Source organism: Lysinibacillus sp. RS10, from assembly GCF_041956855.1.
GTDB classification, from domain to species: domain Bacteria; phylum Bacillota; class Bacilli; order Bacillales_A; family Planococcaceae; genus Lysinibacillus; species Lysinibacillus xylanilyticus_A.
Genome location: NZ_CP167122.1, coordinates 1981951 through 1997309 on the forward strand (window position 1 = coordinate 1981951; position 15359 = coordinate 1997309).

Here is a 15359-nt window from a genome sequence, read left to right on the forward strand (position 1 = left end):
AGCCTTGTATTTACCAGAGAGCCGGTCGTGCTGGAAGCCGGCGATACAACTAGATCTGACATCCCCTCGGAGCGAGCTATTAAACGCGTTTTCGCCATTAGATAGCTCCGGGCATAATCGAAGTGCTCGTTATTAATGAATAAATGATTTATGACACGGTATTGAATGCGAATTTTCTCGTATTGGTGCATAAATGCTTACATTTATTCACGAGGTAGCAATTATTTGCTATAAAAAAGGGTGGTACCATGGAAAGTCTTTTTCATCCCTACGTAAGGTAGTTCTTTGCGTGTGGAGAAAAAGGCTTTTTATTATTTTTGACGATGTTAGCAAGAGTCCCTTTTCAAGGAGACATCCAGCTAGTGACACTTCAATGATGCGCATCGCTAATGTGAAATTGAATGATAAGAAGGAGGCAGATTTGATGAGTGCGAATGTTTCTATCAATGAAAAAGAAGAATTAGCAACAACAGCAAAAGCTGAACAAACCTATCAAGCGAAAGATGGTGCGGACGTATTAGTGCAAGCATTGCATGAACAAGGCGTTGAAATTGTTTTTGGTTACCCAGGTGGAGCGGTACTACCAATCTATGATGCAATGTATAAAAATCCGGTTCGTCATATTTTAACTAGACATGAACAAGGTGCAATCCATGCAGCGGAAGGATATGCACGTGTTTCCAATAAACCTGGTGTTGTAATTGCAACGAGTGGTCCGGGGGCAACAAACCTAGTAACTGGTATTGCTGATGCGATGATTGATTCCATCCCATTAGTTATTTTCACAGGCCAAGTAGCAACGTCCGTAATTGGTACAGATGCTTTCCAAGAAGCAGACATTATGGGAATTACAACACCAATCACAAAGCACAACTATCAGGTGCAGGATGTCAATGATATCCCACGTATTGTAAAAGAAGCTTTCCATATTGCAAGCACTGGTCGAAAGGGCCCTGTTGTTGTGGATTTCCCGAAAAACGTTTCCCAAATGTTATTTGATGTGGAGAATCCACCTCAAGCACCTGAAGAAATATATTTACCAGGTTATCAGCCAACTTACAAACCGAACTATTTACAAATTCAAAAGGCTATTCAAGCAATTTCATTGGCTAAAAATCCACTAATTTTAGCTGGAGCTGGTGTACTCTTTGCAGATGCACGTGAGGAACTAACAGCATTGGCTGAGAAATATCGTATCCCAGTAACGAACACTTTATTAGGGCTTGGTTCAATTCATGGAGAACATGAATTATTCATCGGAATGGCTGGAATGCATGGAACTGTAACAGCGAATACAGCTATTACAAAATCAGATTTATTGTTGAATATCGGTGCGCGTTTTGATGACCGTTTAACTGGTGATTTAGCAACATTTGCTCCGAATGCAACGATCGTACACATTGATATTGATCCAGCGGAAATTGGAAAAAATGTTCCGACCGATATTCCAATTGTTGCAGATGCCAAAGAAGCATTAAAAGCATTATTGAAAAAAGACTTCAAGGGTCCGGATACAACAGATTGGCTAGCATTCTTAAATAATCATGCAAACGAATATCCATTATGGTATAGCAAGAAGCCGGGCGATAGAGAAGTTTTACCGCAGGAAGCATTAGAGCTTGTGCATAAAATTACAGAAGGTGACGCGATTGTCACTACAGATGTTGGGCAGCATCAAATGTGGGCTGCACAATATTATCGCTTAAACAATGATCATGGATGGGTAACGTCTGGTGGACTTGGTACGATGGGCTTCGGTTTCCCAGCTGCAATTGGCGCCCAGTTTGCGAAGCCAGACAAAAAAGTTGTATCCATTGTAGGGGATGCAGGATTCCAAATGACTGCACAAGAACTTTCACTGCTACAAGAATTCAACTTACCAGTAAAAGTGGTGATTTTAAATAATAGCTGTCTTGGAATGGTACGCCAATGGCAAGAGACGTTCTATGAGGAGCGTTATTCATCATCGCTAATGCCGATTCAACCAGATTTTGTTAAATTAGCTGATGCATATGGCATTAAAGGCTATCGAATTGACACAATCGACGAGGCGGAAAGTATTTTCCGTGAAGCACTACTTTCTGATGAGCCAGTGTTAATTGATTGTCGTGTGAAACAGCTGGAATGTGTTTACCCAATGGTAGCACCAGGCAAAGGCTTACATGAAATGATTGGGGTGAAAAAGAAGTGAAACGAGTAATTACAGTAACAGTGATTAACCAGAGCGGTGTGTTAAACCGTGTAACAGGTTTACTTATGAAGCGTCAATTCAATATTGAATCCATCACAGTTGGTCATACTGAACAGCCAAACTTTTCGAAAATGACTTTTGTTGTACACGTAGAGGATGAGTGTAAAATTGAACAGCTAGTGAAGCAATTATCAAAGCAAATTGATGTGCTGAAGGTCAATGACATTACAGATAAATCGATCGTATTACGCGAGTTAGCACTTGTGAAAGTAATTTCACCACCAAACTTACGACTGGAAATGAATTCAATTGTCGAACCATTCCGTCCACAAATTATTGATACAGCGAAAAACGTTGTCACATATCAAGTAGTAGGACATCCCGAAAAAATTGATGCCTTTATTGAACTAATTCGACCTTATGGTATTAAAGAATTAACGCGTACAGGAGCTACTGCATCAGTACGTGAAACACAAAAAATCTCAAATACGCAGCTCTCTATTTTAAAATAGTTGGCATATAAAATGGATAGCTTTAGATGCATAGCACTTTTTGGTACCGTGCATCTAGAGTTAAAAAAATTAACCCAAATTTAGGAGGAAACAAACTATGGCTACAATGTACTATGATCAAAACATCAACGAGGAAGTATTAAAAGGAAAAAAAATCGCAATCATCGGTTATGGCTCACAAGGTCATGCACATGCATTAAACCTTAAAGAATCAGGATTCGATGTAGTAGTAGGAGTTCGTCCAGGCGGATCTTTCGATGCAGCAAAAGCGGATGGATTAGATGTAAAAACTGTTGCTGAAGCAGCACAAGAAGCAGATGTGATCCAAATTTTACTTCCTGATGAGCGTCAAAAAGCTGTATATGAGGCTGAAATCGCCCCTCATCTTGAAGCAGGTAAAGCACTTATGTTTGCACATGGCTTCAACATTCACTTCGGTCAAATTACACCACCTGCAGATGTTGACGTATTCTTAGTTGCACCGAAAGGTCCAGGACACTTAGTGCGTCGTCAGTTCCAAGAAGGTGCTGGTGTACCAGGCTTATTCGCAATTCACCAAGATGCAACTGGTCAAGCAAAAGATATAGCTCTTGCATACGGTAAAGGAATCGGTGCTGCGCGTGGTGGATTACTTGAAACAACGTTCAAAGAAGAAACGGAAACTGATCTATTCGGTGAGCAAGCAGTACTTTGTGGTGGTGCTACACAATTAGTAAAAGCAGGTTTCGAAACATTAGTAGAAGCAGGTTACCAACCAGAGTTAGCATACTTTGAAACACTTCACGAATTAAAATTAATCGTTGATCTAATGTTTGAAGGTGGTATGGCAACAATGCGTTACTCAGTATCAGATACAGCTGAGTGGGGTGACTATGTTGCGGGACCACGTATCATCGATGACTCTGTAAAAGCTCGAATGAAAGATGTATTAACAGATATCCAAGATGGTACATTCGCTCGCCGTTGGATTCAAGAAAACGAAAACGGTCGTCCAGAATATACAAAATTCAAAGAAGCTGGTGCAAATCATCAAATCGAAGAAGTTGGTGCAAAATTACGTGCTATGATGCCATTCATCAACGAAGGTAAGGAAAAAGTTGTGAGAGAAGTAGCTACAAGTGTGAAAAATTGATCTTTTCGATACAACACTTCGCGACGGCGAACAATCTGCTGGTATGAACCTAAACACAGCAGAGAAAATTGAGATCGCCAAGCAACTGGGGCGCCAGATGTATTAGACGCATCAGTAAAAGCGTATTTAAATGCTATTAACCGTCATTTAATTCAAGCAAGCCTTCGTGCACAGCCTGAGAGTTAATTGATTAGTAGGCAACTGGTAAATGTCACAGATTTAGATGGAAGTGAATGGTATTAGCCTACTTCACATTCCAGACGCAATTAGGCCGTTGTGTATTTTAAGCATTCCAATTACGCAAAGACGTAGTTGATGACTCTCATCTATAAATATAGGTGAGAGTCTTTACTAAAATAGCGGATTCAACGCTATACAAAGAAAGGTGTTTTGACGATGGAGAAAAAAATTACAGTACTTCCTGGTGACGGAATAGGACCAGAGGTTGTTGCTTCTGCTGTTCGTGTATTACAAGTGATTGGTAAGCGATTCAACCATACATTCCATTTAGGTTATGCAACAATCGGGGGCGCTGCCATCGACCAACACAATAATCCACTGCCAGATGAAACAATCGAGATGTGTGAAAATAGTGACGCTATTTTACTTGGAGCTGTTGGTGGGCCGAAATGGGATCATAACCCACCTGAATTACGTCCAGAAAAAGGATTATTACGTATTCGCAAGCACTTTGACTTATTCGCAAATCTACGTCCAGTAAAGGCGTTCCCGAGTTTACTAGATGCTTCACCATTAAAACGTGAAGTAGCCGAAAACGTCGATTTAATGATTGTACGTGAACTAACAGGCGGCGTGTACTTCGGGGAACCACGTATGCGTACTGAGAATGGCGCGATTGATACAACGGTTTACTCAACTGCAGAAGTTGAGCGTATCGTTGAAAATGCCTTTGAATTAGCACGTTTACGTGGAGGCAAATTATGCTCTGTTGATAAAGCAAATGTACTTGAAACAAGTCGTTTATGGCGCGAAGTTGTAGAAGCGAAGAAAAGAGATTATCCAGATGTACAGGTGGAGCACAATTTAGTAGACTCTGTTGCGATGAAATTAATTACAAACCCTAGCCACTATGATGTGGTAGTTACTGAAAATATGTTTGGGGATATTTTAAGTGATGAAGCATCGGTCATTACAGGTTCTTTAGGTGTATTACCATCTGCATCTATTCGTGGTGATAGTTTTGGTCTATATGAACCAGTACATGGCTCCGCACCAGAAATTGCTGGCCAAGGTGTAGCGAATCCAGCAGCAACCATTCTTTCAGTTGCCATGATGCTACAATATTCATTTGGCTTAAAAGAAGAGGCAGCAGAAATTGAACGTGCTGTCAGTGCAGTATTTGATGATGGCTATTTCACTGCAGATCTTGCGCGTGATGGTGATCGTATACTATCTACTAACGAATGGACAGATAAAGTAATGAATGAGATTGATACTAGCTTTGTTTCGGAAAGCATTATGACAACATACATTTAGGAAATAGGTGAAGATGATGGGTAACTAAACTGTTACGACAAATTTAGACAAAGCTATACAAATCTGTATAGAAGCATAGATTTATAACAGAATACCCTTCGTATCAAGCGATTGGTGCGAACTCCACGTTAATTGCTTTTAACTCCTAAAGCCTTGTGACCAACGCGGAGCTGGAAACGGCAGACGTAACGGTGCGAAAGCAGAAAAAACAACAAGGATGGCATAAGCTGAAAAAAATTACTCAGTGTCCGTAAAGGATCATCGTGACAACGGAAAACGGTAGCGCTAAGTGCTTTGGCAATGGATGTTTAGCAGCGAACTCCTAAATCTCTAATGAGACAAGGAAGACGTTCAACGACTATCTCCTTGAGGGAGAGTAAAACCGCAAGCGAATGGCGGAAGAAAAATGTGGCTCTTATCAGAAGATAAGATGAAGATATAGTCTGCGCTTATGTGAAAGCATAAGAGGTCTACTCGTGAGAGAAAGACTGCATGAAGGGTTGCGCCTTCGTGTGAACAAGAAAAATAGATACAACTATAAAAATGTTAACAACCTCTCTAAATAGGGTAAAGTATTTTATCTTAGTGAAAGAGAGGTGGTGCACATGGAATTAATGTCCATTGGAAAATTTGCTAAACGCTGAAATCCGTAATTTTTATTAGCGGCTTAACGACATTCGAACAAATCATTTACACCAGTGTTCTAATGAGATTGTGAAAACCAAGCCATCTCGTATTGTAATGGAACATTTAAATGTAAAAGGTATGATGAAAAATAAACATCTGGCGAAGGCAATGTAAAAAATACGGAATTGAATTTGTTGAAACCGACAGATGGTTTCCATCATCAAAAACTTGTTCTAGTTGTGGACAAATCAAATCCGATTTGAGCTCAGGTATTAATTTGGCAAATTATTCAATCTAAGGTGCTTAACTGAAACTAAGCCTTAGATGTGTACGCAACGATACTGCGGAATTTAAGCCTTTGGAGAGTCATACCAAATGGCAGTAGCTTCGGCGAAACCAGGCTCGGTGAATAAGGAAGACACAAAACGAATGTCAAAAGATATAAGTTGTGTCACAGTAGAGATGTCTACATTTTTTAAGAAATGTATATGTTTTTCGTATCGGTAAAAATATAATTGAAAAGATTTGGGATAAACATGTCGTTTATCAGGAAGAGGGCAAACCGGACCTGTTATATATTGATCTCCATTTAATTCATGAAGTAACTTCTCCGCAAGCTTTTGAAGGTCTAAGGTTAAACGGACGTCAAGTACGTCGCCCAGATTTAAGCTTTGCAACAATGGATCATAACGTACCTACAAAAAATCTACCAACAATCCATGATCCAATTGCACGAAACCAAATCGAAACGTTGGCAAAAAACGCTGAAGAGTTTGGCGTTGAGCTTGCAGGGATGGGGCATCCTGACCAAGGAATCGTTCACGTAATTGGTCCAGAGCTAGGTTTAACTCAACCTGGTAAAACGATTGTCTGTGGTGACTCCCATACTTCTACACACGGTGCTTTTGGAGCGATTGCCTTCGGTATTGGTACTTCCGAGGTAGAACATGTATTGTCAACGCAAACGTTATGGCAGAACAAGCCAAAAACAATGGAAATTCGTGTAGAAGGTGAGCTTTCTGTAGGGGTAGCTGCCAAAGATATTATTTTAGCGATTATTTCTAAATTCGGTATTGGTGTCGGCACAGGACATATTGTGGAATTCACTGGAGAGGCTATCCACAAGCTGTCTATGGAAGAACGGATGACAATTTGTAACATGTCGATTGAAGCAGGTGCAAAGGCAGGGCTAATTTCCCCTGACCAAACGACTGTTGACTATATCCGTGGACGTAAACATGCACCACAAGGAGAAAAGTTTGAGGAAGCAGCGGAGTATTGGTTGAGTTTAGCATCCGATGAAGACGCAACATATGATACAGTTCGAATCATTCAAGCAGAAGAAATTGAACCAATCATCACTTGGGGAACGAATCCGTCAATGGGTTCGGGTGTTTCAAGTAATGTTCCCACACAGGCAGATTATGTGGATGAGTCAGATAAAGCTGCTCTTCGTAAAGCACTTGCCTACATGGGCTTAGAAGAAGGTCAACCATTAACTTCAATCGATATCCAACACGTATTTATCGGTTCTTGCACTAACTCACGCATCAGTGATTTACGTGCAGCAGCAAATATCATCAAAGGGCGTAAGGTGCATGAAAGTGTAACAGCGATCGTTGTACCAGGTTCACATTCGACGAAAAAACAAGCAGAAGTAGAAGGATTAGATAAAATCTTTACAGATGCTGGCTTTGAATGGCGTGAGACGGGCTGCTCCATGTGTCTAGCGATGAATGATGATATAGTGCCTGCTGGCGAGCGCTGTGCATCAACATCAAATCGTAACTTTGAAGGACGCCAGGGAGCTGGTTCTCGTACACACTTAGTATCACCGCCAATGGCAGCAGCAGCAGCAATTGCTGGTCACTTTGTGGATGTTCGTGAATTCGTAAAGGAAACTGTGTAATTTTTATCTTCATTCAGATGGCACCCCATATTTGTGGTGAGATTATTTCGATTGTAATTTCTATTCAGTAGGTTACCAAATACAAAATAAAGACTGAATGAAGATAAAGCCTCTGGCAGATGTCACGGATTTTGAAAGGAGCCAAAATAAGGATGTTAGCCTAAACCTTCGCATCCTACGAAAACGGCTAACTGACCTGCCTCGTGCAGGCCTAAGCACAATTCAAAATCCAGGACGCAATTACGCCAAGGCGTAATTGATTAGCACGGAAAGGATGATTGAAAATGGAACCAATTAATATCGTAAATAGTGTGATAACACCACTTGATCGTAAAAATGTCGATACAGATCAAATTATTTCGAAAGAGTTTTTAAAGCGTATTGAGCGTACAGGTTTTGGTCAGTATTTATTTTACCATTGGCGCTTTGATGCAGAGGGTAATGAAATAACGGACTTTGTATTAAACAAACTTGAATTTAAAGACTCCAAAATTTTAGTAGCACAAGATAACTTCGGCTGTGGTTCATCTCGTGAACATGCACCGTGGGCAATCTTAGATTATGGCTACAATGTAGTGATTGCACCATCATTTGCAGATATTTTTCATAATAACTGTTTCAAAAATGGGATTTTACCAATTAAGTTAACAGAAGCAGAGTGTGATGAAATATTAGCTAAGGGCTTAGAAAAACCGTACATGGTGGAAGTCAATCTTGAGGCACAAACAGTAACGTGTGAAGATGGGGTAGTGTATCATTTTAGCATCGATCCTTACTATAAAGATACACTGTTAAATGGTTTGGATGAAATTGCCCTAACCTTTAAATACGAAGAACAAATCGCTGCTTACGAAGCACAACGTATTGCCTATTAATCGTTGATGCGATTTCCTTTAGACTGAAGACATACTTGATGATGTCTTCAGTCTTTTTATCGTTTTTTTATTTCCCGACAGAAGACTCCTACTTCAAGGAATGTGAAGGGGGATATCGTTCAAAGCACACCCGAACACTGAATGATCAAAGCTCATTAATACGGAGCCTTCTAATTATTAGGATGGATAAACATGGTCAATCAATATACCTGCTAACATCGTGTTGTTGTTGCTGCCGCTACGCTTTCGCACAGAAAAAACATGTTGCTGTCGCTACGTTAGCACTACGCTTTCGCACAAAAAACAGCTGTTGGCCCAATGCCTCTGGACGCAATTATGTCGAGGTATAATTGATAAGTTAATGTTTTGTAAAAATACACAACAAATTAATGTAATATTTTGATAATATATTTATAAGGAAATAAATGGATTGTTTATTAGGGGGCAGTGAAACGATTCGGATGATGATGAGGCTAGTTATTTTGAAAGGGGGAACTATCATGAATATCATTCGAAAATACAGTCTGTTAATTGGGGGCTTAGGTTTTTCAAATTTAGGGAACTGGATTTACCTCGTTGCGCTTAATTTATTTGTATGGCATTTAACACAATCACCTGCAGCGATGGCCGGGATTTTTATTGTCGGTCCTATCGCTAGAGTTTTAACCAACTTGGTCGCAGGTTCTTTCATTGATCGTATGAATAAACGCAAGTTGATGATTACAACTGATATGATACGGGGTGTTATCGTTTTTTGTATGCCGTTTATGGAATCTATTTGGCTCATCTATGCGCTGTTGTTTTTAGCAAATATGGCGAGTAGTTTCTTTGGACCTAGTAGTACATATTATATTACAAAATTTATTCCCTCAGAAGATAGACAACGATTCAACGCAATACTTGGCACGTTCAATTCAGGTTCGTTTTTAGTAGGTCCAGCACTAGCAGGGCTTCTCATCATGCTTTTTAATACAACAGTAACAATTTGGTTCAATAGCTTTACATTTTTTGTATGTGCAATAATTATTTACTTATTACCGGATGTAGATGATGTGAAGGAAACTTCGAGGCAACGTATTACTTGGCAAATATTAAAAAGTGATTATGTAACTGTAGTGGCTTTCATCCGACAAAATCCATTATTTATTACGATTTATTTATTGTTCCAAAGTGCGTTAATGATTGCATTTGCGCTTGATTCTCAAGAAGCGACATTTATAAAACAAGATTTAGCTTTATCCGATAGCATATATGGAGCTTTTGTGAGTATTGCAGGAGCAGGAGCAATTTTAGGTGGATTGGTTGCTGCAAGTTTTGCGAAAAAATGGTCCACCCGTTCATATATGGCTTTTGGCTTGTTCTTGACAATGCTGTTTTATACAGCCTTTTATGCTTCGACATCAAGTATATTGGCATGTGTAAGTTTTATTTTTCTAGGCTTTTTTATGGCATTTAGTAATACAGGTTATGAAACATTTTATCAGCAAAATGTACCGCCAGAAATGATGGGGAGATTCGGGAGTATTTCAAATATATTTCAAAACATTTTACAAATTACCTTTACGTTTCTATTAGGTCTGTTTGCAGAATTATTTACGCTTCAAATGACTGCAAATATTTTAGGTAGTATAAGTATTATATTTTCGGTTTCATTATGCTTTGTGCTATATTCCAAAAAAATCCACATAGGTTTAAAGGAGGAAACATTATGATTAGTTATTCGCTTCATTGTATTTTTTGTAAGAAAGCATTTGAAGTGGTAGAAGGATCAAAGAAATATAGACTGTATAAACAAAATATGCAAGGGAAATTTTCCTGTGAAGATTGTGATCGAAGAATTGAATTAGAGGCAAGGAAAGGTTTATTGGGAAAACTATAAATTGAAAATAGGTGTAATGAAATAATTAACTTCATTATTATTGTAGACTTTTTTAAAGCTTACTATTTTATAGGTAAAACCAATTAATAAAGCTGGAGAATATCAGGTGAGAAGCTAAATACTTCATGCATAATAATCAAATGTAAATGATCCTGTCTTTCTACTTTTTTCTCGGTTAGAATGGAAAAATAAAAAGAAAGTAGGTCAACAGATGATTACAGTTATAGGTAGCTTAAATATGGATTTAGTTGTACAAATGGAAGCTTTTCCAAAGCAGGGTGAAACAATTCTTGGTAAAGACTTTCAAACAATGCCAGGCGGAAAAGGGGCTAATCAGGCAGTTGCTGTTGCACGTCTTGGAAGTGAAATCGCAATGATAGGGTGTGTGGGCTCTGATAGTTTTGGTGAAACTTTGCGCACTGTTTTACAGCAAGAGCACATTCAAACAGAAGCGATTGCAAGCACGTCAGTACCTACTGGAATAGCTAATATTCTAATCTACAATAATGATAACCGCATCATTGTCGTACCTGGCGCTAATTATGAATTAAAGCCTGACCATATAGAGGCAGCGAAAGAAATCATTCAAAAAAGTCAGATGGTCATTATGCAGCTAGAAATCCCAATGGAAACGACGGCGTATGCAATAAAACTATGTAAAGAAGCTAATGTACCTGTTTTATTAAACCCAGCACCAGCGGCTAATTTTGATGCGCAGTGGATGGAAGATATCACTTATATCACACCAAATGAAACGGAGTGTAAGCAATTGTTTGGCGATCATTTTGATCAACTATTAGAAAAATATCCTAATAAAATGATTATTACGTTAGGTAGTGATGGAGCACGCTATTTTGATGGCGAATATCCAATACATGTTCCAGGTTTTATGACAAATGCAGTAGATACGACTGGCGCAGGGGATACGTTTAACGGTGCACTCGCTTATGCATTAGTAGAAGGACAATCTTTGGATCAGGCCGTGTACTTCGCAAATCTTGCCGCTTCTTTATCTGTAGAGAAATACGGTGCCCAAAGCGGGATGCCAACACTTGAAGCCGTTTACGCACGTATGGCTGGAGAAGAATAAAGTACAATGACAGATTAATAGTATAAAAGTCACTTTAATAATATAGAGCAGGAGAGTAAGTACTGAAAGACTAACTCTCCTATTTAATTTATAAAAGTTATATATATAATATTTCTTTTAGTCTTAGTGGGGATTAATATTTGAGATTATAGGTTTTATAATATAAGTATGAATTCCTATTTGTGACAACTGAAAGTAAGTAAATTATCCTTTTTTATTATTAATTCTAAGTACTATGTATTAGAGAAGGGATAGTTTCATTTATAATGAATATATATACATACGAAAAGAGGTTATGAGGATGACGAACATTGACAATGTGCCAATTGAAAATACAACCTCAGCGAATAATATTTTGCCACAGTTTGTGGATCATTTACGCCAATTACATGGCATTATTGTACAAAATACATATGTGAAAGATACAGCTAAACACTTAAACCGTATCATTCAAGATGCTAACAACGAAACAATGATTCTTATTGTTGGGAAAGAGCGTGTTGGAAAAACAACACTAGTGAATGGACTGCTAGGACGTCAAGTTTTGTCTGTTAATGATCAACATTCTACAGGTGTAAATACATTCTTGCGTTACGGTGAAAATGAAGAAATAAAGGCGTATTTTTTAGATGGCGTTGTAGCCATATTCGATATGAGTAAGCTAGAATTATTGACTACTGGCGATACTTTTGCATCTGAAATACTACGCGAGCATTTAGATTACCTAGAAGTATATTTGAAAAATGATTTATTAAAATCAGTTACAATCATAGATTCTGTTTCATTGGAGGCAGGTGGAGGAGAAATGGCCTATTTCCCAGAATCGTTGATGAACCGTGTTGACGAAATCTTTTGGGTATTACGCTCAGGTTCAATGGCTATTTATCCAGAAATATTATTGATGGAGGCCTTAAAAAACAAAGGTGTTGAGCCTCTTTGTGTCATCAATGGTATTGATTCAAATGAAAATACGGAGATGTTTATCAATTCAGAGAGAGAGCGGTTTGGCCATTTAACAAGTAATTTTGTTGCTATCTCTGCAACAGAAGCACTTGAAGCTAAACAGACTAACAGTGATGAACTTTGGCAAAAAAGCCAGTACGAGCATTTAATTACAGAAATGCAACGAGTTGCAGAAAATAGTGATAAGAAAACGTATGCCATTATAATTCGCTTCTTACAATGGCTTGAACGATTCCGCTTCGAATTAACTGTTATTCCACAAAGAGATCCATTCCAATCTGCTGTTGAGAACATTGAAAAGTACGCAGGCGATACACAATATGAATTTTCACGCTATCAACGTGATTTAACGATTGTGACTGAATATGAGCAAGAATACGAACAGGTTGCCAATGTATTTAAAAATGTTCAAACATTATACCAGCTTTTACAAACCATTTCACAAAATGATTATTTACAAGATGAACTTGTGGAAAGCTTTACAGAAAAGGCTATTTATTATCAACTAAAGGTACGGGAATATCGCAATATGCAGAGCGAATATATGCGTGAATATGATCGATTGGACGCACAACATAAAAAAATTCATGGAAAAGGTCTGATCAAGGCTATTTTTGGTCAGCATACACAAAATGACTTTTTCAAGGAACGTGTCGACAAGTTAAATGAGCAGCAAGAACTATGTATTGCACATTTTGAAAAAGTGCACGAAACGGAGACATTGATTCTTCAGTCCATTCAATCCATACAAAGTCATCTAATGGATTTATCGAGAAAACGTTTGGCACGTATTGAGCAAAAAGTGCAAGAGCTTAACCAACAACGTTCAAGAGAAAAGCACCAATTACAATTATACGCTAACAAATTAAATGAATTTTCTTGTTTGATTGAGGCACAGGGCTATATGAAAGAAAAGATTCAACCCTTTTTAATGGACGAGCAAATGCCTCTTAGAGCAAAGGATATTGAAATGCTAAAAGAAACAATAAACAGTATAGTGAGCATTGACTTAACAAATAGTGGTTTACTTGCACGTAGTCAAATGAACAAGAAAATGGAAAGTACTGCAATTCCTTTTGAAGCTCAGCAAAAATATCCGTTACATACGTTAGCTTTAGTAGAAGCAGATGTAAAATCAAACGATATACCAGAAATTCCGAAAAAATTAGATATTCAATATGAAGAATAGACTGTAAAAGGAAATGTCCTAAAAGTAATTTAAACTTTTAGGGCATTTTTTTATGATGAGGGATGAAACAAAATATGGTATTTCACCGTATAAATAGCAGGAGGGATTGAAATGATTCAAATTAACGGACGTTTTACGGAAGTGAAAATTTATTCTAATACAGCATTACAATCGGCTATCGATCAAATTAAAGAATTGGCAAATCAAGCTTTTATGGAAGGAACAAAAGTACGGATTATGCCAGATTATCATGCAGGGAAGGGCTGTGTTATTGGCACAACGATTCAGCTTCAGAATCGTGTAGTGCCTAACCTTGTAGGCGTTGATGTAGGTTGCGGTGTATTTGTAGCTGAGTTAAATGAGACGGATATAGATTTTTCTAAACTTGATGCTACAATTCGAGCACATATACCAAGCGGACAGGATATCCATCAGGAAGTATCGCCTGCCCGCCATTTTGTAGAATTCGAAGGGAAACAGTTTGTAACGAGTGGCTTAAAGGATGACTATACGAATTTATCACTAGGTACACTTGGGGGAGGCAATCATTTTATAGAGCTTGCAAAAGACGAAGCAGGCACACATTATTTACTTATCCATACTGGCTCGCGTTATGTCGGAGCTAAGGTAGCAAATTGGCATCAAAAAAGAGCCTATGAAACATTGCAGCGAGAAGATTTAAAAGAAAAAATAGGCGAACTGAAAAATCAGGGGCGGGAAAAAGAAATTCAAGCGATGATTCAAGCTTATAAAGAGCAAAATCCTATTGTACCAAAAGATTTGGCCTATTTAGAGGGTGAGTATTTCCATGATTATATTCACGATATGAAAATTGCTCAGCAATATGCTCGGATGAATCGCTGGACAATTGCCGAAACAATTGCGAAGCATATGAACTGGCACTTTAACGAAACGTTTGATACGATCCATAACTATATTGATACGGAAACAATGACGTTAAGAAAAGGAGCCGTTCGAGCAAATAAAGGAGAGAAGCTTGTTATTCCTATGAATATGCGAGATGGCTCACTTATTTGTATAGGGAAAGGGAATGCAGAATGGAATTACTCGGCACCACATGGAGCGGGGCGTATGTATTCTCGACGTGCTGCAAAGGAAGCACTAAACATGGAAGATTTTAAAGAAACGATGCGAGGTATCTGGACAACATCTGTAAACGAAGAAACGTTGGATGAAGCGCCAATGGCTTATAAGCCGATGTCAGAAATTACATCTGTTCTCGAGGAAACGGCTGATATATTAAAAGTGATTACACCCTTTTATAATTTTAAAGCTAGCGAAGCAGCAAAGCCATATGAGCGACGAAAGTAAACTGTGAATGAATAAAAAACTTGTTGATGAAGCATATCCGTGTTTTTTGGGATATGTTTTCTTTTTGAGAAGAACTTCGCATTTTTATTTGCATTAAAAGAAAATAAAATGAACGAAAGTGTCAGCTCGTTTGTCTAATAAATAGAAGGGAGTGAATGTGATG

The 15359-nt window shown here is 38.3% G+C and carries 11 protein-coding genes and 2 pseudogenes; all 13 read left to right on the forward strand.

Annotated elements, in window-relative coordinates:
• Positions 1-424 precede the first annotated feature (424 nt).
• The 13 genes and pseudogenes from ilvB (at position 425) to ACB089_RS10230 (ending at position 15196) form a co-directional block, all read left to right on the forward strand.
• Positions 425-2191 carry a biosynthetic-type acetolactate synthase large subunit gene (ilvB, locus tag ACB089_RS10170; RefSeq protein WP_374966296.1) on the forward strand — a complete coding sequence of 589 codons (1767 nt, stop codon included), beginning with the start codon at positions 425-427 and terminating at the stop codon, positions 2189-2191.
• Positions 2188-2703: an acetolactate synthase small subunit gene (ilvN, locus tag ACB089_RS10175; protein WP_368636777.1), complete on the forward strand. Its 516-nt coding sequence runs from the start codon at positions 2188-2190 to the stop codon at positions 2701-2703. Before ilvB ends, ilvN begins: the two co-directional genes overlap by 4 nt.
• Positions 2704-2800: 97 nt before the next feature.
• On the forward strand, positions 2801-3835 hold the full coding sequence (gene ilvC, locus ACB089_RS10180) for a ketol-acid reductoisomerase (RefSeq protein WP_368636778.1): 1035 nt from the start codon (positions 2801-2803) through the stop codon (positions 3833-3835).
• Positions 3831-3929: pseudogene (locus tag ACB089_RS10185) on the forward strand (hypothetical protein); the annotation flags it as partial. The gene ilvC and the pseudogene ACB089_RS10185, both read left to right, overlap by 5 nt.
• Before the next feature lie 302 nt (positions 3930-4231).
• Complete coding sequence (gene leuB, locus ACB089_RS10190; protein ID WP_374966297.1) at positions 4232-5332, forward strand: 3-isopropylmalate dehydrogenase; 1101 nt, start codon at positions 4232-4234, stop codon at positions 5330-5332.
• Between the two features lie 663 nt (positions 5333-5995).
• Positions 5996-6221: pseudogene (locus ACB089_RS10195) on the forward strand (zinc ribbon domain-containing protein); the annotation flags it as partial.
• 237 nt (positions 6222-6458) lie between these two features.
• Entirely contained in the window at positions 6459-7868 is a 1410-nt protein-coding gene (gene leuC, locus ACB089_RS10200; RefSeq protein ID WP_374967536.1) for a 3-isopropylmalate dehydratase large subunit, read from the forward strand.
• Positions 7869-8152: 284 nt separating this feature from the next.
• Positions 8153-8743, forward strand: a complete 591-nt coding sequence (leuD, locus tag ACB089_RS10205) for a 3-isopropylmalate dehydratase small subunit (protein WP_374966298.1) — start codon at positions 8153-8155, stop codon at positions 8741-8743.
• A gap of 500 nt (positions 8744-9243) precedes the next feature.
• The gene (locus ACB089_RS10210) at positions 9244-10455 is read left to right on the forward strand and encodes an MFS transporter (protein ID WP_374966299.1); all 1212 of its coding nucleotides are present in this window, start codon (positions 9244-9246) and stop codon (positions 10453-10455) included.
• A complete protein-coding gene (locus tag ACB089_RS10215) occupies positions 10452-10622 on the forward strand; it encodes a hypothetical protein (protein ID WP_374966300.1) in 171 nt (56 codons plus the stop codon). The genes ACB089_RS10210 and ACB089_RS10215 overlap by 4 nt, the downstream gene beginning before the upstream one ends.
• A gap of 211 nt (positions 10623-10833) precedes the next feature.
• Positions 10834-11712 carry a ribokinase gene (gene rbsK, locus ACB089_RS10220; protein WP_374966301.1) on the forward strand — a complete coding sequence of 293 codons (879 nt, stop codon included), beginning with the start codon at positions 10834-10836 and terminating at the stop codon, positions 11710-11712.
• Positions 11713-12013: 301 nt separating this feature from the next.
• Positions 12014-13864, forward strand: a complete 1851-nt coding sequence (locus tag ACB089_RS10225) for a GTP-binding protein (RefSeq protein ID WP_374966302.1) — start codon at positions 12014-12016, stop codon at positions 13862-13864.
• Between the two features lie 111 nt (positions 13865-13975).
• Positions 13976-15196, forward strand: a complete 1221-nt coding sequence (locus tag ACB089_RS10230; RefSeq protein ID WP_374966303.1) for an RtcB family protein — start codon at positions 13976-13978, stop codon at positions 15194-15196.
• Positions 15197-15359 lie beyond the last annotated feature (163 nt).

Coding starts and splice junctions, on each gene's coding strand:
- leuD (WP_374966298.1), top strand. CDS start 8,153: ATGGAACCAATTAATATCGTAAATAGTGTGATAACACCACTTGATCGT.
- ACB089_RS10210 (WP_374966299.1), top strand. CDS start 9,244: ATGAATATCATTCGAAAATACAGTCTGTTAATTGGGGGCTTAGGTTTT.
- ACB089_RS10230 (WP_374966303.1), top strand. CDS start 13,976: ATGATTCAAATTAACGGACGTTTTACGGAAGTGAAAATTTATTCTAAT.
- ilvC (WP_368636778.1), top strand. CDS start 2,801: ATGGCTACAATGTACTATGATCAAAACATCAACGAGGAAGTATTAAAA.
- ACB089_RS10215 (WP_374966300.1), top strand. CDS start 10,452: ATGATTAGTTATTCGCTTCATTGTATTTTTTGTAAGAAAGCATTTGAA.
- ACB089_RS10225 (WP_374966302.1), top strand. CDS start 12,014: ATGACGAACATTGACAATGTGCCAATTGAAAATACAACCTCAGCGAAT.
- ilvB (WP_374966296.1), top strand. CDS start 425: ATGAGTGCGAATGTTTCTATCAATGAAAAAGAAGAATTAGCAACAACA.
- leuB (WP_374966297.1), top strand. CDS start 4,232: ATGGAGAAAAAAATTACAGTACTTCCTGGTGACGGAATAGGACCAGAG.
- rbsK (WP_374966301.1), top strand. CDS start 10,834: ATGATTACAGTTATAGGTAGCTTAAATATGGATTTAGTTGTACAAATG.